Here is a 24,122-nt window from a genome sequence, read left to right as displayed (position 1 = left end):
CAACTTTATAATAAAGTGTTATCATGCACTCCCAGAGGTTATATTGTACCTTTAAATCATGGTATTTTATTCAGCAACGCCACTAAAAAGAGAGACCACCCACTTGATTCCACTATGTGAGAGATTTTGCAATAGTCCAGCCGTTTTGTCTGCCAACACATCAACCGGAGCCTTATTTTGATCTGCCCCAAGCACTTGGCTTGGTGACTGAACAGGTACAAATGGTGGTTCTTTAATTTCCTTTTGGACAGGTGCAGTCGGAACAGATTCGGTAACCGATGAAGTTGGCTCAGTTGTCACAACGGTTGACGTGCCTCCTGATGGATTGCCCATATGAAAGTTGCTGCCAGCCAGCTGCATTCCAAACAGAACACCCAGCAACATTAATACAGCGATGGATAACAGTCTTTTACCGAATCTGGACATGTGCATTGCCTCCTGTCACTCTCTACTATTTTTCCTTCATACATATATAGTTCTTATCCACCCTGCGACGAGGTTTTGGCACTGGCTTTGTCCACCTTCTGATCTTCCCAATACACTTGAGCAATCATGTCTGCTAGAATCTTCGATGTCCGTTGGAGCTCAGCTCCTGTGTTGTCGATGCCACCAATCTCAATCAAAATGCTGTTGGGTGAAAGGGTTTGGTTATACTCTCCATTGTTGGCTCCTCCGCCATCTTTGCCCCACACACCACGGGATACCCCAGGATACTTGGCTTCCAGCTTCTTATGAATTTTCGCTGCAAAGGCTTCATTCTGCCGCCAATTTGGATTTTCATGTCCAATAATGAAATATACTTTGGCGTAGCCCAAGTCATTAATAGTTGTTGTTGTTTTGCCATGACGTTGTGAATCGCGATGAATGTCTATGAGATACGTCAGATCATCATTTTGAGCGAGTGCTGCTTTTACCGTTTGACGGGAGTATTTATAAGAATAGTTCCAGTTATAGTCCTTTACTTTAGTGGGGTAATCATCCTTTGCGTGTTCTACGCCGATTCCCAGCTTCTCCAGACTGTCTGAGAGGTAGGATCCCACTTGAAACACATTGCCTGTTGATTTGCCTGATGATGGATTATCACTTTTCGTACCTAGCAGTGGATTGTAGCCTTCCCGTGGATGGGAATGATAGATAAGAATTGACTTTTTGCCTGTTGTCGGTGAGCCTGAATTGTCTTTCTCACCATTCTTCGCTGGGGGATCTTCTTTACCTTCTCCATCTCCAGGCTCACTCGACTCAGGTGGATCCGTATTGTCCTGGCCTGGTGGAACATGCAGATCACTACCGGGTTTTCCTCCACCTGCGGAAGCCGTATCCGTAAGACCGGGACCGGGCTGATAATCTTCGGGAGCCTCGGCTTTTTCGTTACCAGATCCAGGACGGAGCAGAACAGGTTGGTTGGAACCCATGCCCGGCATTTCTCTCGCAATCAGGCTCTTCGGATCTTGAGGATTTACATTTGTTAGTAATTGAAAAACAAATGAGGTGAGATTTTCACCGGATATGGCAGAGGTCTGTTCTTTCTGGGTGAGATGAGGCATCTCCATACCGAGCATATCGACGAAAAAGCGGCTTGATACGGCACTCGCAAATCCTTTCATGGAAGAAACGGGTGAATTATTCAAGCGTTTCTCTGCCATGCCCCCCAGACCCAGTACGACAAAAAACAAGGCAGATATGATCATAAGCAACAACAACGTACGGCCCATGGCCAGCACGTGCAGACATCTTTTTTTCCACTTTCCAATATTCCAGGCCAATATCTTGTTCATTCTGCTGTCTCCTTCCCTGCTGGACAACTCTTATACTTCAACTCTATGAGCCCGGACAATTTGATAGAACAGGAAAATGAAAGATTCCAGAAACAAAAAAAAGAAAGTCCGATAGATTCGGACCTCCTTCTCAGCAGTTTTAAGTTTTAATGTGTATAAGCGGCTACGTTATCCGGATTCACGGCATCATGGAGTGCAGCGTTAAGTCCTGTAGCGATAACATTGGCAATTCCTTCAATAAACTCATCGATTTCCTTTGGGGTAACAATGAGGTCATGACCCAGTGGCTCCAGTACCTCTTTCACCAGACTCAAGCGATCTTGCTCACCAATGTCGTCCAGCATGCCCATGATCTGTTTGGTCTGATCCGTTTCCTGGCGAAAGTGTGAGCGCATCATCTCAATCACATTATTCACGATGGTGGACGCATAACATACGGTTGGTACTCCGATGGCGATGCAAGGCACACCTAATATCTCACGGGTCAGGCCACGCCGTTTGTTTCCAATACCGGAACCAGGATGAATACCAATGTCCGCTACCTGAATGGTTGTATTTACACGTTCCAAGGAACGGGAGGCCAGCGCATCAATCGCAATAATGGCATCCGGCTTGGTCCGGTCTACAATCCCCTGTACGATGTCACTGGATTCAATACCCGTTGTACCGAGCACGCCGGGAGCAATCGCGCTGACTTCCCGATACCCTGGCGCAACCTGATCTGGCACCAATTCGAAATACTGACGGGTTACCATCAGATTTTCCACAACAAGTGGACCGAGTGAATCCGGGGTGACATTTAAGTTGCCCAGCCCAACAATCAAAACCTTGGATGTTTTGTTGATTCCGGCCTTAATCATAAAATCTTCCATTTCACGTGTGAACTCGGCAGCAACTCGCTCCTGTAACTCGGTATCACCATTCCGTAGGGAAGGTACTTCCAAGGTGACATAGTGGCCTTTTACCCGACCAATAGCCGTGGCTGCTTCTTCATTCAGGACATCAATACGTGTAATCGTAATACCCTCTTTTTTCTCCACATCTTCCCGCAGTCCGGGGATCGTCTGTTTCTGTCTACCTTGCGCCATTTCCTTGGAGTCGATCGCCAAATCGGTACGAACTGTATAGTTTTGCAAATCCAGTGTCATTCTGTCCCTGCCTCCTTACCGCATTTGAGCATATTGTGTGGGAAAAAGGGTTTCTTTATACAGCATGTCGAACATCGTAGGAATATCTGTTGCATTTTACATGCTAGCGTGATAGAATATTTTAAGTTGTGAAACGTTTGTATTCATGCAAATGCCTTACAGGAGGTGAATGTAATGCCAAACATCAAATCCGCTGTTAAACGCGTAAAAACGAGCGACAAGCGCCGCGCACTCAACGCTTCCCAGAAGTCTGCACTCCGTACAGCTGTTAAAGCTGCTGATGCTGCTCTGGTAAGTAACGAAGTTGATACTGCAAAAGCTGCGATTCAAGCTGCTTCCAAAAAGCTGGACAAGGCTGTAACTAAAGGTCTGGTTCATAAAAATGCTGCAGCACGCAAAAAGTCTCGCTTGGCGAAAAAACTGAACGCTCTTTCCGCACAAGCGTAAGAAGCGTTACTTATACGATCCAATGGAAAAATCCTGAACAGCATAGGCTTTCAGGATTTTTTAGTATCTGATTCGATAAGTATAAGACACAAACAAAAGCGACCTTTATTCCGATGATTTAACCATCATGGAGCAAAGGTCGCTTTGTTTGTTATTCACACTAGTAATCTATTACGTTTACGTATTCATTCACGCACCAAGTCTCAATAAGAACAGCTCCAGACCAAGCACTTTATCCACCGCTCCTGTTTTCATCTGGTAATCCAGTTCGCTGAGGTGACTCATAATCATTCTCAGACGTTCCGGCTGAAATTTACGGGCTTGTTCACCCGCAATTTTAACAGCATACGGATGCAAACCAAGCTGACTGGCGATCTGCTGCTGGGAGTAACTTTGTTGGCCCAACTCCTTCACTTGGATCATGATCCGAAACTGACGTGCGATTAAAGCCGCAATTTTAATCGGTTCTTCCCGCTGCTTCAGCAACTCATAGAAAAGAGCCAACGCTTTCTCTAATCGCAAATTAGCGAGTTCCTCCACTAGCGAAAATACATTCTGCTCTGTACTACGGGCAACCAGTGACTCGATATCAGCACGCTTGATTGTCCCCCCATTACCCGCAAACAAACATAACTTGTCTACTTCAGCAGACAGGGTCTGAAGACCTGTTCCTGCATAGCTGATCAACGTTTCCGCCGCTCCCGTCTCCAAGGAAACATCCCGCTGCTTCGCCAGTTTCACTATCCAATTCAACAGCTCATCTCCACTGAGTGGAGCAAAAGCAAGAACTACTGCCTGTTTCTTGACAGCCTTCACCAGTTTCTTGCGCTCATCCAGCTTATCCCCTTGGGCCAGGAAAACAATCGTACTGTAATCTGCCGGATTTTCCATATATGTAAGCAGACGATCAACCTGATGTTCAATCTTGGATTCTTTACCTGCGGTGAACAGGCTCGCGTCCCTTACAATAATTAATTTGCGTGGAACCAGAAAAGGTACAGTCTCTGCTTCTTCAATAACGACCTCCACAGCCGTTTCAGACAAATCATATGGAATAATCGCAAAATCACGATGTTCTTCTTCAATAACCTGTTCTTTTAACATATCCGTAAATTGCTGTATCTGGTACTTCTCCGTTCCGTACAGCACATATATCGGTGCCGTTTCTCCATTACGTATTGCCTTTGTTGCACTTTTTACATCCATTCACGGCGCCTCCCTATCCCTCTTATCCTACCAGAAAAAGTGCAAGACAACAAAGGGACCTTACATCCAGTTATGGATGAAGGCCCCCTGTCCTACATCTATATAAACGCTGACACCAGCAGTTCTAGAAAAAGCCGGTGCGCGGTCATACGACGTCAGTTGTTTGAACTGAGATAGGACGTTTTGTTACTACACTATATGCTTGTCATACTGAAAATGTTCTTTCGTTTAGAGGAGCGCACTCCCCATTTTTAATTATTTCGCAGGAGCTCCACCTGAAACAGCAGGTACATTAAACGAGTTCTTCGCCGTTGTTCCGTCCTTGTCCGTTTCGTAATTAAATAGGGTACCATCCTTCGACCAACTCGCTGACTTCAGTGTCCCCTCTATGCTGCGTTGTTCAACCAAATTTAGAACATCCGGTTCGCTCACAGGTTTGGAGTATATGCTGATTTGATCACCAATAAGCATAACTACATAAGAGCCGTCAGGTGATTTCCATTCTTTTGGTGCTGCTGTTGTAGCCATTCCCTGATCCGGTCCTGCTGGTAATCCTTTGTTTCCTCCAGAAGCGTCTGCACCTGCACTGGAATCAGGTACAATGTTACCTTCAACCGGAACATCTTCAGTCATATTAGGTGTTGTATCCTGAGAAGTGAAGGATTGCGCATCTCCATTTTCTGTTTCTGTTACTCCACTCTCTTCCCCATCTGCAGAAGATTTAGGAGAATCTCCTGATCCCTGAATTCTCTGCTCAGAATCTTGGTTCTGAACCGGATTCTTTTGATTATCGGTCGAAGGAGTTCTGGACGAATTATCCTGCGGTCCTTTATTTGGAGCAGGCGTTGATTCGGTAGCCGGTTGTTTAGGTGTCGGATCTGACTGAACTTCAGGCTCCTGTACCTCATCTCCACCGTTCTCTTCAGGAATTGTTTCTACGTCTTGGCTATCTGGATTAGTTGGTGAAACATTCGATTGCCCCACAAACACATCGTTGCTGCTTGGTTGGGACGAAGTGGCAGGATCATAATTTTCAATATTCTTGCTTAATGGATTCTCATCCACATTGCCGCTCTCTTGAGAAGCTCCAGAGCTCATCAGCATGGAATCGGCATTCTCAATCTGTTCAGGCGGATTTCCCCAGATGGCGAATCCCAATATAACTGCCGCAGCCGCTGCACCCATGGACATACGTCCTGCCATCGAGTTAAGCCATTTTTGCTTCGTTTTCCGCTCACTTGAACGTTGTAAATTCTCAAATGCAGCGGGGACAGGATTCATTTCCTGTATAGTGCTACTTTGTTCCTTCCGCGCTTCGTCAATGGCATCAAGCTGTGGCATAATCGCATCAACCAGACTAAATTTCGGGTTTACTTGCGGTAATTCTTCCAGTTCTCTCGAAAGAGCTCTGAGTAAACTAAAATTCTCGGCACACTCCGGACACTTTGCCACATGCTGTAGCATCTGCGCGGTTTCCGCCTCGCCCAGATCATGATCCAGATAGCGGTGCATCCATTCCACCACCTCTTCGCATTTCATCCTGTCACACCACCTTTCTGATATTCCTGTAGTAGATTCTGTAATTGCTGTCTGGCTCTAAATAAATAAGATTTCACCGTATTCAACGGAAGATCGAGACAATCCGCAATTTCATTGTAGGATAAGTCCTGCAAATATCTTAGAACAATAACGGTACGATGATGCTCGGGAAGCTTGTTGATCGCATCCTGAATGTCTTGGGCCACATATGTAGACATGACCTCGTACTCCACATCCTGATTATCCTGAAAAACCATGTCATGTTCGTCAATGGAGACGGACGGCTTGGTTCTTCTGAATTTATCAATACAGATGTTCGTGACGATGCGTTGTACCCATGTTTTGAATTGGGCCTTTTCTTCGTATGAGTTGATTTTGGTGTAAATTCGGATCAACGCTTCCTGCGCAGCATCCAAAGCGTCCTGTTCATTATTTAGAATGTAATATGCGGTCCGATAGACATGTTGTTCAATCTCCCGCAATAGGGTAATTAGAGCGTCGCGATCGCCCGATTGAGCGGCTCTGATGAGTTCCGGCTCTACCACAAAGGATCCCCCTCTCCCTGCAACCTTACAGACGTGATCATCAATAAAATTGTTGCAAAGTTAAGTATTTTTTTAATTTGCCATAACAAAATAACGGCGTATGTATTAGGGCCGCTGAAATCTTCTCTTAGAATAACAGAAATTGCATAACGAGTCACCAAACGTATCCAAAAGGGATTCCATTACTTACACGACTCAATTCAAATGCAATGGCATACATTATAGATAAGCACTTTTTTGGTTCCTAAAATAAAAAAAGTCGAAATTTGTCCAAATTTAAGCTGATTTTAATGCAATTTTCATGAAAATAGTGTATTGTAAATTTACATTCATAAACACGAGGTGATGAGCATGCCAGCTCTTGCGAAAATTCAAGCTTTAAAAGAACAAATGCCCAAAGAATACCAAAGTATTTCCCACTTTGTGGAACATGCATTGGATTCCATTGATACTCTGGTCGAGGAACATCGGAAGTACGTAGCTGCACAGGCATTATACGGCGATAAAATCGTTGGATCGGAAGAACGCTTGTACAGAGAAACCGTACTTGATGTCAGAGCACAGCTGTTGATGACTCTTGAGAAAACGGTAGAAGATCTGTTGCACAAGGGTGACAAACATTGGAACAAACACTTCAAGGATGGCGTAGAGTAGTTCTTATATTTCTTCTACATTTTGAAAAAATGGCCCGTTTTCCGATATTCTCCCTCGTGGAGTGTAACGGAAAGCGGGCTTTTTTGTGCTGTGACTTGCAATCAAATGAAGTAATGAATTGGTGTATTCATCAGTAAATCACGATCAGTTTGCCATTGAGAAACCCTAAAGCTCTTATGCCTGCTGAGCTGCCATACACCCAAACTTCGATTTTGCCTTTTGAACTCGTTTCATACGAAATGCTGGATGGATCTCCCCACGCAAGGCGCACTTGGGTTATGTTCATTCCTAGAGCTACTTCTCCGGCAATAATTTTATTCCAAGTGGACTGAGACCAATTGTATTTCTTATACGGATCAGAAGAGAAGAATTGGTTGGAATCGTTAAGCATCTCCGTCACACTGGAAGGCGCACCTCCTGCGTAGGCAGAAACTGTTTTTCCTTTTGCATTACGGAAGACAATAGAGTAACTTCGATCACCGTATTTAATCTTCTCAATTTTGATATCTGATATGGTCACTTTACTGAAACGTTGCCCTAAACTCGTATCACTGTTGATCCAGTAGGACTTGCCAATGAAGCGAGCAAGATTCCCCAACTCTTTTTTCTTGATCAGTGCAAGTGTATCCTTCGATTCCACCAGAATAGAAGAATTTCCAACCAGCACCTTGGCCTGCTTTAGCTCAGCATCCCATCGAACCTGAATACCCGCAGCCTGTCTTAACAAGTCCGCAGGAAATACAGTTTGTCCTCCAATCGTTTGTACTTTCCCTTTCAACTTCAGCTCTTTGTTGTTTAATCGCGCAACAGCACTTCCCTTTTGCAAAGTAATACTGTCATCTCCAAATTGAATCTCAAAAGATGAGCCTTTGACATCAATTTTGGCTCCCAATGTTTTAAACACCGACTGTACTGGCAAGTATACATTCCCATCCAGCAATGTGGCGCCTGATAACTTTTTCTCTGAATTAACGTTCAGTTGAAGACTTGAAGCCAAATCGCCTATCTTCAATGTCACTTTGGTTGTTCCCATGCCCGTAACCTTTAGTTTGCCTCCCGCCTGAATCTGTGCAACTTGGGGCTGCTCCACTATAAGTTCTTCAGGCAACGGTACACGTTTGTTTTTGAAACCGTTACTATAATTCTCCTGAACGGTAAGGGTGATCGTATCCCCAATATTAGCGTCCTTGGAAGATGCCGTAAGTGTCACTTGATTTAACGCAGGAGCTGATAGAGGAGCTAACTTTCCATTATCATATGTAGCCCATGATCCATCCTGTAACTGTGCATATAGTTCATCCAGATTAGGCGCATACACCATCCGCGATACGTTACTTAAACCCGGCAGTTGCTCACCCTTATATTTGGCAGTTCGATCGTAGCTCCAGACGGTTCCATCCTGCTTCACCGTGAGCAGCTTATGCGTACTCCCCCACCAAATCAAAGATTGCACATTATTTGCAACCGTGATGTAGTCATCCTCATATAGCATACTTACGATCACTACCGAGCCATCATTTTTTAGCACTGCTGCGTAAACACCATTTGTTGCAATTGCTTTACCATCAGGTACATTTCCTGCTTTACGTATTTTGTTGTATTTGTCATAATATATATCTCCTGATGAAGATAATGCAGTATAAGAAGAATCTCTCCCAGAACTATCCCGATAAGAATCCACATCGATAATCGATTCCAAAACCTTAGCCTGATCATCAAAATTATAAAGGTTTCCATCCTGAAGCTGGACCCATCCATGGCCATATACCTTAATCACACCATTGAATTGTTTCGTTACTGGTTTATGCGCATTGTCCTTATCCCACCGAATCACTTGGCCATCGGCAGTCCACCCAAAGATGGAATGGTCGTCTGATTTTGAAATACCAATCAGTTTCCGATTTTGTGTCCATACTCCACTTGTGGCCCCTTTAGACCAAAGTGTACCATCGTCCAGCAAATAGTCATTTCGGTCAAGAACTGAAGTGATGGAATTACCCGATCCAGATGATGCAAAAGCGGAGGACTGTCCTGCGATCAAACCGATAACTAAAAGTCCAATGCATAGAGCTATCACTTTTCTAATCCATTTCACTCTAAACTTCTGAGTTGCATTACTTTTCCTTTTACTTGGTGTCATTTCTACAAGTTTCATTTTCTTGATCCCCTCATTATTATGTATAGTGCTACGATCACTAAGTATCTCTATCCCTCCTCTAAGGTTGGCCTAACTATTATTCGGTAAAAATAACCATAATCCTGCAAAGAAAATTACTGAACACTAATAACAAACACAACTAAATCCATATTTTTACATATATTTAACGAATAACATACAAATAATTCTATTCAATCACCTAAAATGGAACATATAAACGTACATCCGTAACAAAATTTCAATTGAATATATGGGAGATTAAATGAATCTAAAAACTTTTTCTAAATACTTTCTGGGAATCTTTCTACTCTCTAATGTGTTACTTGTTGCATTTAATATGATAATAGGGCATAAAAGTTGGGACCAAATTGATCACGTACTCAACTTATTTAGCGCAATTATAATTAGCTTGCCGATTAGTATCTTAAAAGCAAGAAAGTAACATATTTTTAGTCAACTCCCCTAAGTGACAGTCGAGATGTGCTTAAAGTACATAGACATTGAAATATGTCACCATCATGCAATTCAAGGAAAAAGTCGTTCGCAGCGAAACGACTTTTTTTCTTTTATAGGTCAATCAAGTACTCTCTTTCTCTATTTCCCACTTTTCCTAAACCTCCGCATGTTAAAATATAGTAACTCTCTTAGTCAATTTCTTGTTAAATATTGTTTTTTAAGATGGAGGTTAATGCTCATAATGACAAAAACCCATAGAATCAATAGGCCGCGCGGTAAAATACTTGTAGCTATATTAACTGCAATTGTAATTTCACTTGTAATGGGGTTATATCACTACGTTCCCTTGGATGAAAGAATAGAGAATACCCACTATTATTCATTCGGGTATACATTTGCCGTTGGATTATTGATTAACCTCGCTATTTTACTTTTCTTAATTATGCCACTTTCCATATTAGTGGATGGATTGCTTATATACAGAAAAAAAGATAATAAGTATATGAGATTGCCCTTTGCTATTGCCGCATATGGTCTATTAGGCTTCATAGGTGGGATTATCTACTCGATATTTACACGTAACTTCACTACTTTTTCCGCTCAGACTATCCACATCATTATAAGTTCTCTTGTCTTTTTTGCCTTACAGTTGGTATTAAATCGGAGCTTTTTTCACTTATCTTCACACCGATAAATAGAGTGCGTACGACTTAACCCATAAGGTTTGCATTTAGTAAACTTATGCTTCCAATAGTGATGGCACTTCAGTATCATCTTGGTATCATCACAAACAAATGGATAACTCAACGAAAAATTAAGAGCAGTCTAGAAAACTACATACTGCTCTTAATTTTTCAACTAACGTTTCCCGTTAGCGTAACAAGTACTAGTGCTTGTTTGGTCTTATAGTTTTATGCATTAAAGTATAATCTTATCAACAATATAGTAAGTAGAACTTAATCACACTTAAGATATCTTAACTCATCTTCTCTTCATTGGAGAATTTTCAGCTAGATCCCTGCAACACTTTTAATTATAAAAAATAAAACTGGAATCACCAATGATGGAATTAAATTGAGTGAATTGAATTTACATATGCCAAGTATACTTAATCCAGAGCAAAAAATAAGAATTCCTCCTACAATTGATATTTCAGTTAGCAGCACCGGAGTAATTAAACCTGATAAAACATGTGCTAATAAGAAAAGTAAGCCTTGCCAACAAAATAGGATTAGCGCTGAGATAGTAATCCCAATTCCAAATGTAGACGGTATCTGTTACAAATAAGGCTTTACACGAGTCTTCGCGACTGTCTAAATACTTCTTTAACCATACTTTGCACTCCGTGGTGAAGTAAACCTCTCTTTGTTTTGCCCCCTTACCATTTACAATAGCCGAGCAGTTTTCCCAGTTCAAGTCCTCAATGTTTAACTTCTCCACCTCACCTATACGACATCCTGTACAATATAGAAATTCAAGAAGACCTCTTTCCCGTAAAGTCTGACAAGAAATCTTTAAATGGATCACATCTTCTTCCATTAAAAACTTAGGTACCCGCTTCTCCATTTTTGGCTCACGCAGTTTAATAGAAGGGTTGCTAGATAGATAGGTCTCTTCATATGCAAAACGAAATAAGGAACGTATAAAACGAATACGTTGCCCTAGGCTGCTTGGTTTTAGACGATCCGATTGCTTTGCTAAGTATTCCTTCAGGAGATTTAAAGTTACTCCCGAAATATCTACGTCTCCAAGATCCAGAACCAACATCTTTTGTTGTAAAGCATAGGCGCGCAATGTATTCGGGCTAAACCCTTGAATTCGTTTATCTGCCTCATATTGATTCCAAAGTTCACTTAAAATCATAATAAAACCTCCTATAAGAGCAATTAATTCTAGTTTGCTTCAAATAAGAGGTTTTAGACTGGGGCTATATAACTAAAGTTTACTGTTAGTTCAATATTGAGCACAAGCAAGGGTGGTAAGAACAAATCATACAGTGTTATTTAAGAAATTATACCCCACCGTAAGGCTTTCGCCTTGCACGGTAGGTTTTGCCATTATTATCAGATTTGCGTTCCGTTGGGTAGATCGAACTCCGGCTTCAAAAGCACGACATCTCCTGTCCAGGCAGTCAGCCCAGAACCAAAACTTCTGAATCGAATCCCGCTATGCGGCGCGGTGAAAAGTGAAGACGCCTACGATTTTTTTTCCGACACGGCTATCCATTAAGACTTCCCGATCGCGACTTAGGATTGAAACTCTTTTCCCCATACTCTTATAGAATCGATGATACTCGACAATTTATTTCCTTGTTCAGTGAGGGAGTATTCTACTTTGGGTGGCACAGTGTCATCTACTATCCTCTTCACAATTCCATCCGCCTCGAGTTCCCTGAGTTGTAAAGTCAACATCCGTTGTGTAATCCCTGGTATTAATCGTTTAAGTTCATTAAATCTGACCGATTTTTCGGATAAAATGTCGATAATGATTCCCTTCCATTTTCCTCCTATCATATGTAAAACCATTTCAACAGGACAGGCCTTTATAACCTCTTCACTGCAATCGCCATAATTTTTTAATCCATATCCCATATTGCCACTCCATTCATTAAGTTACAAAAATGTGCGTACTTATAAGTATCAATCATTTCCACTATATTAACTATATCAGAAATGAAAGGAGATATATCACGGTTACAATGAGAGAATCTTAATGGCAGTCACAACTATAAGAATTAAATACATTTTCGTAGGTATAGGTTTTAGAAAACAGATTAGGGAGGCAATTTTATGAATAAATCCAAGATCGTATTAATTACAGGTGGCAATAAGGGTATTGGTTTTGAGACAGCAAGACAATTGGGAAACATGGGGTATGAGATTTTAATAGGAGCAAGAAGCGAAGAAAAAGGACATGAGGCCGTAACGCACTTGGAAACGGAGAACATTAAAGCTAAAACGGTGGTTCTTGATGTCACAAAACCCAGCTCCGTTCTCTCGGCAGTAGAATGGATTGAACAAGAATATGGATACCTTGATATCTTGATTAATAATGCAGGCGTGTTTTTTGAAGGCAACACATCTCCAAGGGAACTGGAACTGTCCGTTCTCAAGAATACTTATGAGACAAACGTTTTCGGCGTATTTTCTGTCACGAAAGCATTACTTCCATTGCTCCAAAAATCTTCTGCCGGAAGAATCGTAAATCTTTCCAGCGCATTAGGTTCCTTAACTTTGAATTCAGACCCAACGTCGGAATTTTATAATGTGAATTCGCTCGCCTATAATAGTTCCAAAACGGCTGTAAATGCTTTAACTGTTTTCTTTGCTAAAGAATTAAGAGATACTCCTATTAAAATCAACTCAGTTTGCCCTGGATTTACAGCTACCGATTTAAATGATAATAGTGGCTATCGCACAGTCGAACAAGCAGCTTCCAGTGTAGTTAAGCTCGCCACAATCAATAATGATGGTCCAACTGGTAGCTTTTTTGATGAAAATGGAGTTGTGCCTTGGTAAACCATTTTACCCGGGCAGTTTCTGAGTATTCCGTAAGCTATATGGAGTTTACCCCGTCCCACTCACCAGAGTAGCGGAGTAGACTCTCTGTATAGTCAAGGCTATAAGGACTTGTTCATGTCCACTATCGGCAATAGGGTCAAATTCATGTACCTGACCAAGGACATGAACTTGACCCTTTAAAATGAAAAAACGCGTCTAGAGCGGTTTGTATAGGGCTGTATTAATAAAGCTCTATAACCTTGCAATCAGCGATCTACAATCCAGTATTGTAATTTAATATTGATTGTTAAGTTGAATATGTATTTAAACTAACCTGCCCGTTAGTTAAATGAAAAGTCGTCATAATGGGGACTCATGGCAACTTTATGCTTCCAGTTTCGACTCATGGCAAACTTATGCTTCTATTTGTGTTCCGAAAGGCAAAAAACAACGGAAATTAAAGCAAATTCCAGCACATATATGGGTGAAATTTATCTTTTTATGGGTTAAGTCACATTTTTGCATGCCGTGACATCCGTTTTTATAAACTCTTCAACCTGCTTATCATGCAACCATGTAATGTAAATCCTGTCACTCAACTCCAACCAATTTGTACCGGATATCAATCTTCCCATTTTTCACTCTCATCTGAACCTCTCCCATCTGATCTGTCCGATAAATATCTGATCCGGTAGCCTCCAGACGTTCCATCACTCCCGGATTGGGATGCCCATATGTATTGTTAACTCCTGCAGATATCACGGCGGTTCTGGCATTCCAGTATTGGAGCCAGGCTTCGGTGGACGACGTTTTACTACCATGGTGAGCGACCTTTAGAACGTCAAGGGAGATAGCAGAGGAGGATGCATCATATTTAATTGGATTTCCCAAAAACTTCTGCATTATCTCGCTAAGGACAACTTTATCTGCAATGCCTCCTTTCACCTTATGTTTTTCAAAGACTTCAGCAAGTGAGCCATCTTGAATCATATAGAGCAGATCCTGCTCGGCTGCTGCATCCATATCCCCAGTGAACAACATGGAAGTGCCAGCCATATCCAGCAAAAAGACAACGGAATCATGATTTTGGTGTTCAGATACAGGCAAATTGCCTGATTCATTTACATCCATATGTGCCAGATCCGGAGCTATAAAATGTAAACTCGTCTGCTTGTCAGCCTTATAGGACATGCCCTGCTGAATGGCGTACAGAGGAATCTTCCGTTCCATGGCTGTATTCAGCAGCTTATCAAAGTTATCCTTACCGCTGGTCGTGCCATTAAACATGAAACGTTTAACTGGAATCTGTTCCAGCACAGCCTGTAGTCCTCCGGCATGATCCTGGTCAGCATGCGTGACAATTACAGCATCCAGTTGATGGATGCCTCTTTTTTTCAATAGAGGAACAACCACCTTAGCTCCCACCTCATACGGATCACGTCTTGTTTTCCATGATTGTTCGGTGTTCCCAAAACTAACCGTTCCTCCGCCATCCACCAGAATGTGTTTGCCTTCCGGGGTTGTAATCAATGTGCTGTCCCCTTGTCCAATATCCAAAAACTGCACGATGCCGGTTCCAGCAGGCTTGGGAGTCTGATATGCCCACCACAATCCAGCAATAAAGCTTAGCGCGAGCAACACGCACAACCATCGCTGAGCTTTACTCATTCGTTGATGCGTATAATAACCTGCACCTCGTGCAGTAAATGCACTTGTATACTCCGGCCATGCGATACTGGCTCCTAAAGTCGTTAATGAAGTTTCTTTTCCATCTACACGGTTCTTACCTTGATCCTGTGCCATGTTAGACTTAGAAGAGCGAATGCCCACATTCCCCATGGAAACTGGAGGTTGTCGCCTCACAAGAGGTGCCGTCTCCTCCTCAATAAACGTTGTTTCTCGCTGCTCACCATTGCCACGATGCAACAGGTAGAGCAAGGCATACAACACGGCATAATATGCAGTAATCCATAACAAGGGCGGTGTTGCCCAGATCAATACAAAACCTGGCAGGCTGTTCATCCACTCCACGCTTACAAATGTCAGTTGATTCAGTTGCATCGCTATCCATGCGAGGGGTTTCGCCATGGGAACCCATATGAATGACAATAACATGGCGACTGTCCCCAGAGGTAATACAATGGCGCTAATCAAAGAAACAAGCAGAAAGTTGGCTACAAATGAGAGTAATGAGAACTGGTTGAAGTACAGAATGGTTACTGGAAAAGAAATCAGCTGAGCGGTTACCGTTACGGATGCTGTTGCGGCAAGAGATTTCGGCCAGCTGCTGAACAGTCGGTTAATCAATGGCATGTAGATCATCAAACCTGCGGTCACAAGAAAGGATAACTGGAAACTCACGCTTAGCAAAAAGTACGGGTCCCACCACATCATCAGCAACGCTGCTGCACTGATCATCTGAAGGCCGTCTCTGGCGAGACCACGACGTGCCATATACAACCCAATCATGGACATCATTCCTGCCCGAATCACCGAAGGTGAACCACCGGATAACAGCACATAAGCTGGCACCAGAATCAGAACAATCGTGAGTGCCGTCTCTCTGGTAAGCCTTAGCCAAGATAGAATGAGAAGCAAAGAAGCAACATACACAGCGACATGGGTTCCGGAGATTGCCAGGATATGCGTTAGACCGAGTTGTGAAAACTGACCATAGGTACCTGGATCGATATCAGTAGCCATCCCGATAATAAGACCCTTCATATATCCAGCATGAGGCTCTGGAAATAACTGCTCAACCGCCGAGCCCAACTTATGCCTAGTCCAATCCGTCCACCGTAGTACGTTATATTGTCCAAGTCCCTCAGGAGCAACTACTGTGACCGAACTGGCTCCCTTCACTTTGAACAACCAGTGGATATGCAGGGTGCGCAAGTAACTGCGATAATCAAACCCGCCAAAGTTCCTGGCTTCACCAGGAAGGACAAAAGAACCATTAAGCGTGATCAAATCGCCCCTCTTCCAGCCCGCTGCTACCTGTTGTTCTTCTTCCTCCAACAGTCTGACTTGTACCATCAATTGTTCATCTATGTTGAATGCAGATGATGCTACAAGATCTGTATCTGCTGACGAATCCGATATTGGTAATATTGAAGACATCTGAATCTTAAAGTCAGCCCGATCTCCGTCAATGCGTACATCTGACACCAGCTCACCCTGAATTTCAGCTGACCATCCGTCCAACTCATAAGCTGCGATATGCATGGTCTCCGGCAGACTGCTATGATTGCGTGCGTCATTCCACTCCCAATGTACAGCGCCTCCAATAAAGGCAGCGAGTAAAAATAAAACAGACCATCCACGCACATCTATAAAACGAAGTAAAAGTGGCAGACATGCCAGAGCTCCAATTAACCCCCAGATTAACGTCCAGCCTGTTAACGCACATGCTATCCCGCTCCCGCACAACCAACAAATCGTAAAACTTAATAACGGTCTGCCTTTCATTTCTACCCCTCCTTCATTTCACCCGTTGAACGCAGAAAAACCCCCGGAAAGCCAATTCAGGCTTGCCGGAGGTTCTCCCTCGCGTATTCGACCATATTCACATTAATTGCTCACGGTCATCATCGTTTCCCGCGGGGGCTGGTAATTCTCCAGCCTGCGGAACGTTATTCCCTTCTGTTCCATCATATTTGTAACCTTGCCGCTATCTTTAGGATAAGAACGATGAAACACGATTTCTGTTATCCCGCTATTCGCCAGCATATTGGCACATGTCCAGCACGGTTCGTCAGTCACATACACGGACGAGCCTTCGCGGTCGATTCGATCTGTGAATAAAAGCAAGTTTTGCTCCGCATGGATTGTGCGAATGCATCGTTGCTTTTTCACCATTTCTTCTTGCCCATCGGTCACGACCAACTCATACTCTTCCGATATCATACAACCTGCTTCAGAACAATCCGGGACGCCGGTGGGTGCACCATTATAGGCTGTTCCCAGCAGTTTCTTTCCCTGAACAAGAACTGCACCCACATGACGACGCGAACAGCGGGAACGGGTGGAAACCATATACGCGATGTCCATAAAATACGTATCCCAGTCCTTGCGTACCTCTACTGTACTCATGCTGCTTTCCTCCCGCTCAACACATTTTTTATTCTAATATTACCGGATCTGCACATACGGTGCCATCTTCTCCAGCATCTTCATGCCGATCCCTTTGACCTTTGTCAGATCACTGACTTTTGCATAAGGACCATGTGCATTCCGATAGTCCACAATAGCCTGAGCTTTCTTCTCCCCAATTCCGGGAAGCTCCGTAAGCTTGGAGACAGATGCAGTATTCACATCAATCTTACCATTGTCGCTAGCTTCCTCATCAACTACAGGTGGATTACTGTTCGTGCCCATCTCGGAGGGAACCGAAGGATTCGAATTCGTACTTTGCGTAACTGGTTCAATCGAAGTAGCAGCATCTGAAGGATTATCGTTCGTCTGATTTGGAGTTTGAACTCCCGAATCACCTTCAACCCCAATGCTCGAAAACTCTTTAGACTCTCCTGCCTTTGCCTCATTCCCAGTCTGCATCCCATTTGCATCCGTACCCGAAGATGCTCCTGTATTGCCCTGAACCGAAGTAGCCGACTGCACAGCAGGGAGTTCCTGCTCTATCGTCGGCTTCTCGGTGCCGAGCTGCAAGGGTTCCCAGCCACTAGGTGGTTGTTCACTTTTGCCCGACCATAATATAAGTATACTTCCAACCACCGCAGCAGCAATGGTCATCCCTTTGTTCCATCTCATTCTTTCACACCTCTCCCTGAATTCAAAATCATTCATTTCGAACACGGGCGGTGCTTCCGAACCGTTGTACTTTCCTGATGAAACAAGTTGTGCATTTTTCATGTCATGTGAAACAGGTCCTCACGCATAGAATAGAGGGAATGAACTGCGCCAGTACCGTAAAGCATGAAAGGAGGCCTGAAACAATGAAGGTTGGATTTATCGGAACCGGCAGCATGGGCAGCCTGCTAATCTATGCCCTGATCCAATCGGGTGCACTTGAGCCCCGGCAGATTGCGGCCAGCAATCGGACCCCGTCCAAAGTACGTCAGTTATCCCTTCGTTACCCCGGTCTGCATGAATCCCAGAGCAACCGGGAAACGGTGATCCGAAGTAATATCATCTTCCTGTGCGTGAAGCCGCTTGAATTCAAACATGTTATTGACGACATCCTGCCTGTCGTGAATCCCAATCATATAATTGTCTCGATCACCAGTCCCGTGCAGCTGCGACATCTGGAATCTTCACTTCCTTGCAAAGTCTCCAAGGTAATTCCCAGCGTCACACACCAAGTCGGCAGTGGAGCATCCCTCTGCATACATGGCGAACGAATGACCAGTGAAGACCGCGCTGTGTTGGAAAGTCTGCTCAGTCATATAGGCAGGCCGTACCAAGTGGATGAAGCCTGTACACGAATCACATCCGACTTCTCCAGCTGCGGACCTGCATTCATATCGTTCTTTTTGGAACAGTGGATCGAAAGTGCCGTGAAACTGACAGGCATCAAAAGGGCAGATGCCTGTGCTCTGGCTGGCGAAATGCTCCTCGGAACAGGCAAGCTGCTCACCGAAGGAGGATACACCCCGCAAGAGCTTCAGGCTCGTGTCGCTGTACCTGGCGGTATTACCGCTCAGGCACTGGCACTGCTGAAGGTAAGTCTCGACGGTGTTTTCGACAGCCTGATCCACACGACACATGACAAATATGATGAAGATTTGTTAAAGCTGGATGAACTATTCCGAGCCGGTGAGATTAACCGGCAACAATATTAACGAGTTTGCCTGGAACGGCAATGACCTTACGAATGGTCTTGCCTTCCAGCGCCTGCTTAACAGGTGCCAGCTCCATCGTAAAGTCCTGCATACCCTGTGCATCCAGATCCTTCGCGATTGTAGCACGAGTTACGATTTTACCGTTTACCTGAACAACAATTTCTACTTCCGCATCTACTGTCATGGACTCATCATATTCAGGCCAAGCCACGTAAGAGATTCCACCTTCATGACCCAAACGGCTCCACAGTTCCTCTGCCATATGCGGTGCCAGTGGTGACAACAGCTGCACAAAGTTCTCCATCGCTTCACGAGGCAGTGTGTCCGCTTTGTATGCATCGTTGATGAAAATCATCAGCTGGCTGATGGATGTGTTGAAGCGCAGATGTTCCAGATCTTCCGTAACTTTTTTGATCGTTTTGTGAGCAGTCCGTTTGAACTCATCCGTTCCACCGTCCACCGTAATCTTGTCATTGATGGCTCCTGTGTCTTCGTTAATGAAGAGACGCCATACACGTGAAAGGAAGCGGTGCATGCCTTCAACCCCGTTTGCATTCCACGGTTTTGTCGCTTCCAATGGTCCCATGAACATCTCGTACAGACGCAATGTATCTGCACCGAATTCATTCACGATTTCATCCGGGTTAATGACATTACCACGGGATTTACTCATTTTCTCATTATTGGTACCCAGGATCATACCTTGGTTCACCAATTTGTGGAAAGGTTCTTTGGTCTCCACAACACCCAGATCATACAGCACTTTGTGCCAGAAACGAGCGTAAAGCAAGTGAAGCACCGCGTGCTCTGCTCCGCCAATGTACAGATCAACTGGCAGCCACTGCTGCTGTTTCTCCTTGGAGATCAGTTCCTTGTCATTGTGCGGATCGATAAAGCGCAGGTAATACCAGCAGCTACCCGCCCATTGTGGCATGGTGTTGGTCTCACGACGTGCCTTCATTCCCGTTTCCGGATCTACCGTATTCACCCACTCCGTAACATTCGCCAGTGGTGATTCTCCTGTACCCGAAGGTTTGATCTGGTCGATATCAGGCAGCAGCAGTGGAAGTTGATCCTCCGGTACTGTCTTCATCGTTCCGTCTTCCAGATGCAGAATCGGGATTGGCTCACCCCAGTAACGCTGACGGCTGAACAGCCAATCACGCAGACGATAGGTTACTTTCCCTTGTCCTTTGCCGTTCTCTTCCAGCCAAGCAATCATCTTGGCAACCGCTTCTTCATTGTTCAGTCCGTTCAGGAAATCGGAATTCACATGCGCGCCATCACCCGAATATGCCTCTTGTGTAACGTCGCCACCTTGAATAACCTCGATGATATCCAGACCGAACTGCTTCGCAAATTCCCAGTCACGTGCATCATGACCCGGAACAGCCATAACCGCGCCTGTACCGTAACCTGCAAGAACGTAATCAGCAATCCAGATCGGCAGTTTTGCACCATTAACGGGATTGATTGCATAAGCGCCAGTGAATACACCTGTTTTGTCTTTGGCCAAATCCGTACGTTCCAGATCACTCTTACGAGAAGCCTGCTCCTGATAAGCCTGAATCGCTTCACGTTGGTCATCAGTTGTAATTGCTTCTACCAATTCATGTTCCGGAGCAAGTACTGCAAAGCTCGCACCAAACAATGTGTCCGCACGGGTGGTGAACACCTTGATAACTTCCTCGCGACCTTCAATGGCAAATACAACTTCTGCACCTGTCGATTTACCGATCCAGTTACGCTGCATATCCTTGATGCTTTCAGACCAATCCAGCTCTTCCAGGTCTTCCAACAGACGCTCTGCATACTCGGTAATTCTCAGAACCCATTGACGCATCGGTTTGCGTACAACCGGATGTCCGCCACGTTCACTCTTGCCATCAATAACCTCTTCATTAGCAAGTACCGTTCCAAGGGCTTCACACCAGTTAACTGCAACTTCATCCACATAAGCCAGGCCTTTATTGTACAGCTGGATAAAGATCCATTGTGTCCATTTATAATATTCAGGGTCCGTTGTGCTGATCTCACGATCCCAGTCATAAGAGAAACCGAGCGATTTGATCTGGCGACGGAAATTATCAATATTACGGAATGTAATATCTCGTGGATGTTCACCTGTATCCAGTGCATGCTGCTCAGCAGGCAGACCGAAAGCGTCCCAACCCATTGGGTGCAATACATTGTAACCGCGCATACGTTTGTAACGGGAAACGATATCCGTTGCCGTATATCCTTCCGGGTGACCTACGTGCAGACCTGAACCGGATGGATAAGGGAACATATCCAGTGCATAAAATTTCGGTTTAGCAGGGTCCTCACCCGTTTTAAACGTTTTATTTGCATCCCAGTATTGCTGCCAACTTTTTTCCATGACTTGTGGCTGATAGCCGTGTTTCGGCTGGTTATTCTCAGTCATCTATTGTTCCTCCTTCAGGTTATTCGCTTTAGCTTTAATTGCAACAAAAAAACCTCAGCATCCCGTAGCGTTTGCAGCGCTAGGGACGAGAGGTTGAATTCCCGTGGTACCACCCTAGTTAGCGGACGAACGTGCTTCGTCATCCACTCCCTTTGGACCTGTAACGGCGGTTAACCGATGCGGATTTCCATTCCTAAACCCAAGCTTTATACAAGCAGGTTAAACAGAGTGGTGTAATCACCGCATTTCTCCAAGGCGAGTTCGCAAATCACTGTCAACCGGCTTGCACCAACCGCCGGCTCTCTGTTATGTACAGGAATTACTACTGATCCTTATCATCGAAATATGTATACAATATCGGGACCATTATATAAAAAAGCAAGCCCAAAGTCAATATTACACGTTATAATCGCCATCTTGAAGTCTGCGGTTCGTACCGTTCATAACGCTGGTTGCTGTTTAGGATAACCGAAAACGCTCAATGCCTTCCTCCAGATTATGAATGGTCCAATTCACATGTTCCTGATTATCATATTGACGATAAGCGCACTCAATGCGTAGCACCAGATCAAAGTACAAGTCGTAGAGGCTTCTTCTTTTCAGCTCACTTTCGGTCGTAATCGCATGCCCATACCCTTTCACAAAACCAGGCGTATAGTTAAAATGACTGAAATAATGCTCCATCAGAGGATCTGCCCACAGTGAACGTTCAAAATCAATAATCGCTGTGATACGACCTGCGTCTACTAGAAAATTGCCATCCCACAGATCCCAACTCACAAGCACAGGTTCTTTGACATCGTCCAGCACATTCGATTTTTCTTCAATCAAACGTCTCAATTCAGGGTAATCGATCGAAAATGTAATTCCGGCTTCTTCACCATCGGTAAGAATGTCATCCATCAAATTCATAAATGCTTCTTTCCATGTGGAATAACGCTGTTTTTGTTCCGAGAAATATCCAAACTTCTCACCCTTGATTTCATTAATTCGACGATTGTACCGACCGAGTTGTTGTTCAATGGCCTCCTGCTCTTCCGCAGAATACTGATCCTTGACCTGATTATAGGGTGTTCCAGACATGTACTCCATGATAAAATAACGCGCTGAAGCCATGGTTAACGAATCATCATAAGCCAGCACTTGGGGTACGGGAACATCCTGTAGCTCCGTGATGAGGCGTAGTGCCTCAACCTCGGCAATCATGAGATCCTGCTCACAGCGCATCAGATTTGTCGAAGCCGACGGTGCAATCTTGAGTACCACTCGCTGTGCGTCACTAAGTGTAATGAGATATGCATGATTGGCCCAGCCATCTACCATTTCCTTGTAGTCCTGTATACTTGCAGAGAAATGCTGCTCTATTATGGCATTCAATTGTTCTGACGTAAGTCTTGTTTTATATGTACTTTCCATTTTTACACCTCACATTGACAATTGATTTATTTTCTCGGAAAACGCTTTCTATCCGACTATTATCGCCTCCTTTACTTTAACTGGCAATACTTTTTGTCACGTCGTTATGTCTTTTCTTGCATTCCTTTACCCTATTTAAGACTATCGCTATTCATTCTCCATGGAAAATCAAACAAAAAAACTGCCCTTATGCACCATACATAAGGACAGTTGTCATCTTTCGTTCTTACTTCACAGCAACGTAGAACAAGCGCTGTGCGCTGTCTTCGGCCTCTTTCCATTCAAAATCCGCATATACCTTCACGTCTCTAAAACCTGCCTTGGATAACTCCAGCTTCATCCAGTCCGGATTATATGCACGCTGGACATGAACTTCTTCAAACCGCTGGTACATATCCTTGTTACCATCATCCACACGCGAAAAAATACTGAGATGATGTTCGATCTCACAGCGATCCTGATCCAGATCACAAGTCCAAATATACGACACGGAGCGCTCATCCAGTACAAAAGGCTGCTCCTCATCATAACGAATAAGGGTATTGGGATGATGCACATCAAACAGGAACGTTCCATCAGGCTTCAGCATCTCATATGTGCGCTGGAATGTACGAATGACATCTTCTTGTTCAAGCAAATAATTGACACAATCACAGAAAGATATCACCGAATCCACAGGTTCCGGAACTCGCCATTCCCGCATATCCTGCTGCACCCAACGGACACTGCCTTCCCGATACAAACGATGGCCTTGAGGCGTAGCCTCCATCTTGCTGCGTGCAACCGACAGCATATCTGCTGAGAGATCAATGCCTGTAACTTCGAAACCGGAGTTCACGAGCGGGATCGTAATGGAGCCCGTTCCACAGCCAAGTTCAGCGACACTTTTGGGCATTCCATGCTTTTCCCATGCTGTTCTTGCAAACCTTATCCAGTCCGGATAAGGCATATCTTCCATTAATTCATCATACACATAGGCAAATTTCCGGTAAGACATGTCAGGCACCGCACTTTCAATTTCATTTTCCAATCCTGCTAACAAAAGAAAAAGCAGG

General features: G+C 44.1%; 20 protein-coding genes and 1 other annotated feature. Of the genes, 4 read left to right on the top strand and 16 right to left on the bottom strand.

Annotated features, from left to right (window positions below):
- Positions 1–66: 66 nt before the first annotated feature.
- The 3 genes from QF049_RS00960 to gpr all read right to left on the bottom strand — a co-directional run bounded on the left by QF049_RS00960 (position 67) and on the right by gpr (position 2,923).
- Positions 67–426 (bottom strand): hypothetical protein, encoded by a 360-nt coding sequence (locus QF049_RS00960; RefSeq protein WP_076211674.1) that lies wholly within the window; start codon positions 424–426, stop codon positions 67–69.
- A 53-nt stretch (positions 427–479) separates the two neighbouring features.
- Entirely contained in the window at positions 480–1,775 is a 1,296-nt protein-coding gene (locus tag QF049_RS00955) for a stage II sporulation protein P (protein WP_307534220.1), read from the bottom strand.
- Positions 1,776–1,921: 146 nt separating this feature from the next.
- Positions 1,922–2,923, bottom strand: a complete 1,002-nt coding sequence (gene gpr / locus QF049_RS00950) for a GPR endopeptidase (protein WP_307534218.1) — start codon at positions 2,921–2,923, stop codon at positions 1,922–1,924.
- A 174-nt stretch (positions 2,924–3,097) separates the two neighbouring features.
- On the opposite strand from gpr, the gene rpsT reads away from it, so the two are divergent.
- The gene (gene rpsT / locus QF049_RS00945) at positions 3,098–3,370 is read left to right on the top strand and encodes a 30S ribosomal protein S20 (RefSeq protein ID WP_024628504.1); all 273 of its coding nucleotides are present in this window, start codon (positions 3,098–3,100) and stop codon (positions 3,368–3,370) included.
- Between the two features lie 189 nt (positions 3,371–3,559).
- On the opposite strand, the gene holA is transcribed toward rpsT, so the two are convergent.
- From holA to QF049_RS00930, 3 genes are all read right to left on the bottom strand, one after another.
- Entirely contained in the window at positions 3,560–4,576 is a 1,017-nt protein-coding gene (holA, locus tag QF049_RS00940) for a DNA polymerase III subunit delta (RefSeq protein WP_307534216.1), read from the bottom strand.
- A 255-nt stretch (positions 4,577–4,831) separates the two neighbouring features.
- Positions 4,832–6,115 (bottom strand): zf-HC2 domain-containing protein, encoded by a 1,284-nt coding sequence (locus tag QF049_RS00935; protein WP_307534215.1) that lies wholly within the window; start codon positions 6,113–6,115, stop codon positions 4,832–4,834.
- Positions 6,112–6,660 (bottom strand): RNA polymerase sigma factor, encoded by a 549-nt coding sequence (locus QF049_RS00930; RefSeq protein ID WP_017687205.1) that lies wholly within the window; start codon positions 6,658–6,660, stop codon positions 6,112–6,114. Before QF049_RS00930 ends, QF049_RS00935 begins: the two co-directional genes overlap by 4 nt.
- Positions 6,661–7,011: 351 nt before the next feature.
- On the opposite strand from QF049_RS00930, the gene QF049_RS00925 reads away from it, so the two are divergent.
- Complete coding sequence (locus tag QF049_RS00925; protein WP_076211684.1) at positions 7,012–7,314, top strand: hypothetical protein; 303 nt, start codon at positions 7,012–7,014, stop codon at positions 7,312–7,314.
- Positions 7,315–7,444: 130 nt separating this feature from the next.
- Here QF049_RS00925 and QF049_RS00920 read toward each other — a convergent pair whose 3' ends face one another.
- The 4 genes from QF049_RS00920 to QF049_RS00900 all read right to left on the bottom strand — a co-directional run bounded on the left by QF049_RS00920 (position 7,445) and on the right by QF049_RS00900 (position 12,519).
- Positions 7,445–9,469, bottom strand: coding sequence for a copper amine oxidase N-terminal domain-containing protein (locus tag QF049_RS00920; RefSeq protein ID WP_307534212.1), 2,025 nt, complete (start codon positions 9,467–9,469; stop codon positions 7,445–7,447).
- A gap of 1,469 nt (positions 9,470–10,938) precedes the next feature.
- Positions 10,939–11,160, bottom strand: coding sequence for a DUF554 family protein (locus QF049_RS00915; protein WP_307543045.1), 222 nt, complete (start codon positions 11,158–11,160; stop codon positions 10,939–10,941).
- A complete protein-coding gene (locus QF049_RS00910; protein ID WP_307534210.1) occupies positions 11,081–11,791 on the bottom strand; it encodes a tyrosine-type recombinase/integrase in 711 nt (236 codons plus the stop codon). The genes QF049_RS00915 and QF049_RS00910 overlap by 80 nt, the downstream gene beginning before the upstream one ends.
- Before the next feature lie 383 nt (positions 11,792–12,174).
- A complete protein-coding gene (locus QF049_RS00900) occupies positions 12,175–12,519 on the bottom strand; it encodes a winged helix-turn-helix transcriptional regulator (protein ID WP_307534208.1) in 345 nt (114 codons plus the stop codon).
- 198 nt (positions 12,520–12,717) lie between these two features.
- On the opposite strand from QF049_RS00900, the gene QF049_RS00895 reads away from it, so the two are divergent.
- Positions 12,718–13,446, top strand: coding sequence for an SDR family oxidoreductase (locus tag QF049_RS00895; protein ID WP_307534206.1), 729 nt, complete (start codon positions 12,718–12,720; stop codon positions 13,444–13,446).
- 573 nt (positions 13,447–14,019) lie between these two features.
- Here QF049_RS00895 and QF049_RS00890 read toward each other — a convergent pair.
- The 3 genes from QF049_RS00890 to QF049_RS00880 all read right to left on the bottom strand — a co-directional run bounded on the left by QF049_RS00890 (position 14,020) and on the right by QF049_RS00880 (position 18,195).
- Positions 14,020–16,896 (bottom strand): ComEC/Rec2 family competence protein, encoded by a 2,877-nt coding sequence (locus QF049_RS00890; protein ID WP_307534203.1) that lies wholly within the window; start codon positions 16,894–16,896, stop codon positions 14,020–14,022.
- Between the two features lie 102 nt (positions 16,897–16,998).
- Entirely contained in the window at positions 16,999–17,520 is a 522-nt protein-coding gene (locus tag QF049_RS00885; protein WP_307534201.1) for a deoxycytidylate deaminase, read from the bottom strand.
- Positions 17,521–17,559: 39 nt separating this feature from the next.
- The gene (locus QF049_RS00880) at positions 17,560–18,195 is read right to left on the bottom strand and encodes a ComEA family DNA-binding protein (RefSeq protein ID WP_307534199.1); all 636 of its coding nucleotides are present in this window, start codon (positions 18,193–18,195) and stop codon (positions 17,560–17,562) included.
- A 185-nt stretch (positions 18,196–18,380) separates the two neighbouring features.
- Between QF049_RS00880 and comER the strand changes: the two genes are divergently transcribed.
- On the top strand, positions 18,381–19,226 hold the full coding sequence (gene comER, locus QF049_RS00875; RefSeq protein WP_036615122.1) for a late competence protein ComER: 846 nt from the start codon (positions 18,381–18,383) through the stop codon (positions 19,224–19,226).
- On the opposite strand, the gene leuS is transcribed toward comER, so the two are convergent.
- From leuS to QF049_RS00860, 3 genes are all read right to left on the bottom strand, one after another.
- Positions 19,207–21,651: a leucine--tRNA ligase gene (leuS, locus tag QF049_RS00870; protein ID WP_307534196.1), complete on the bottom strand. Its 2,445-nt coding sequence runs from the start codon at positions 21,649–21,651 to the stop codon at positions 19,207–19,209. The two genes, comER and leuS, sit on opposite strands and share 20 nt — an antisense overlap.
- 78 nt (positions 21,652–21,729) lie before the next feature.
- Positions 21,730–21,999, bottom strand: a binding site (T-box leader).
- 111 nt (positions 22,000–22,110) lie between these two features.
- Positions 22,111–23,067: a phosphotransferase family protein gene (locus tag QF049_RS00865; protein ID WP_307534194.1), complete on the bottom strand. Its 957-nt coding sequence runs from the start codon at positions 23,065–23,067 to the stop codon at positions 22,111–22,113.
- A 226-nt stretch (positions 23,068–23,293) separates the two neighbouring features.
- Positions 23,294–24,064: a class I SAM-dependent DNA methyltransferase gene (locus QF049_RS00860; protein WP_124115955.1), complete on the bottom strand. Its 771-nt coding sequence runs from the start codon at positions 24,062–24,064 to the stop codon at positions 23,294–23,296.
- Positions 24,065–24,122: the final 58 nt, after the last annotated feature.

Source organism: Paenibacillus sp. W4I10, assembly GCF_030816325.1.
Lineage (GTDB): Bacteria > Bacillota > Bacilli > Paenibacillales > Paenibacillaceae > Paenibacillus > Paenibacillus amylolyticus_B.
Note: the sequence above shows the minus strand (reverse complement) of the source record. Positions and strands in the feature narration are given on the sequence as shown.

Excerpts from the sequence above, each read along its gene's own strand:
- QF049_RS00895 (WP_307534206.1), top strand. The coding sequence starts at position 12,718 with ATGAATAAATCCAAGATCGTATTAATTACAGGTGGCAATAAGGGTATT.
- rpsT (WP_024628504.1), top strand. The coding sequence starts at position 3,098 with ATGCCAAACATCAAATCCGCTGTTAAACGCGTAAAAACGAGCGACAAG.
- QF049_RS00935 (WP_307534215.1), bottom strand. The coding sequence starts at position 6,115 with ATGAAATGCGAAGAGGTGGTGGAATGGATGCACCGCTATCTGGATCAT.
- QF049_RS00860 (WP_124115955.1), bottom strand. The coding sequence starts at position 24,064 with ATGTCTTACCGGAAATTTGCCTATGTGTATGATGAATTAATGGAAGAT.
- QF049_RS00880 (WP_307534199.1), bottom strand. The coding sequence starts at position 18,195 with ATGAGATGGAACAAAGGGATGACCATTGCTGCTGCGGTGGTTGGAAGT.
- QF049_RS00925 (WP_076211684.1), top strand. The coding sequence starts at position 7,012 with ATGCCAGCTCTTGCGAAAATTCAAGCTTTAAAAGAACAAATGCCCAAA.
- gpr (WP_307534218.1), bottom strand. The coding sequence starts at position 2,923 with ATGACACTGGATTTGCAAAACTATACAGTTCGTACCGATTTGGCGATC.
- QF049_RS00900 (WP_307534208.1), bottom strand. The coding sequence starts at position 12,519 with ATGGGATATGGATTAAAAAATTATGGCGATTGCAGTGAAGAGGTTATA.
- QF049_RS00955 (WP_307534220.1), bottom strand. The coding sequence starts at position 1,775 with ATGAACAAGATATTGGCCTGGAATATTGGAAAGTGGAAAAAAAGATGT.
- QF049_RS00890 (WP_307534203.1), bottom strand. The coding sequence starts at position 16,896 with ATGAAAGGCAGACCGTTATTAAGTTTTACGATTTGTTGGTTGTGCGGG.
- QF049_RS00920 (WP_307534212.1), bottom strand. The coding sequence starts at position 9,469 with ATGAAACTTGTAGAAATGACACCAAGTAAAAGGAAAAGTAATGCAACT.
- comER (WP_036615122.1), top strand. The coding sequence starts at position 18,381 with ATGAAGGTTGGATTTATCGGAACCGGCAGCATGGGCAGCCTGCTAATC.
- QF049_RS00960 (WP_076211674.1), bottom strand. The coding sequence starts at position 426 with ATGTCCAGATTCGGTAAAAGACTGTTATCCATCGCTGTATTAATGTTG.
- QF049_RS00865 (WP_307534194.1), bottom strand. The coding sequence starts at position 23,067 with ATGGAAAGTACATATAAAACAAGACTTACGTCAGAACAATTGAATGCC.
- QF049_RS00885 (WP_307534201.1), bottom strand. The coding sequence starts at position 17,520 with ATGAGTACAGTAGAGGTACGCAAGGACTGGGATACGTATTTTATGGAC.
- leuS (WP_307534196.1), bottom strand. The coding sequence starts at position 21,651 with ATGACTGAGAATAACCAGCCGAAACACGGCTATCAGCCACAAGTCATG.
- holA (WP_307534216.1), bottom strand. The coding sequence starts at position 4,576 with ATGGATGTAAAAAGTGCAACAAAGGCAATACGTAATGGAGAAACGGCA.
- QF049_RS00910 (WP_307534210.1), bottom strand. The coding sequence starts at position 11,791 with ATGATTTTAAGTGAACTTTGGAATCAATATGAGGCAGATAAACGAATT.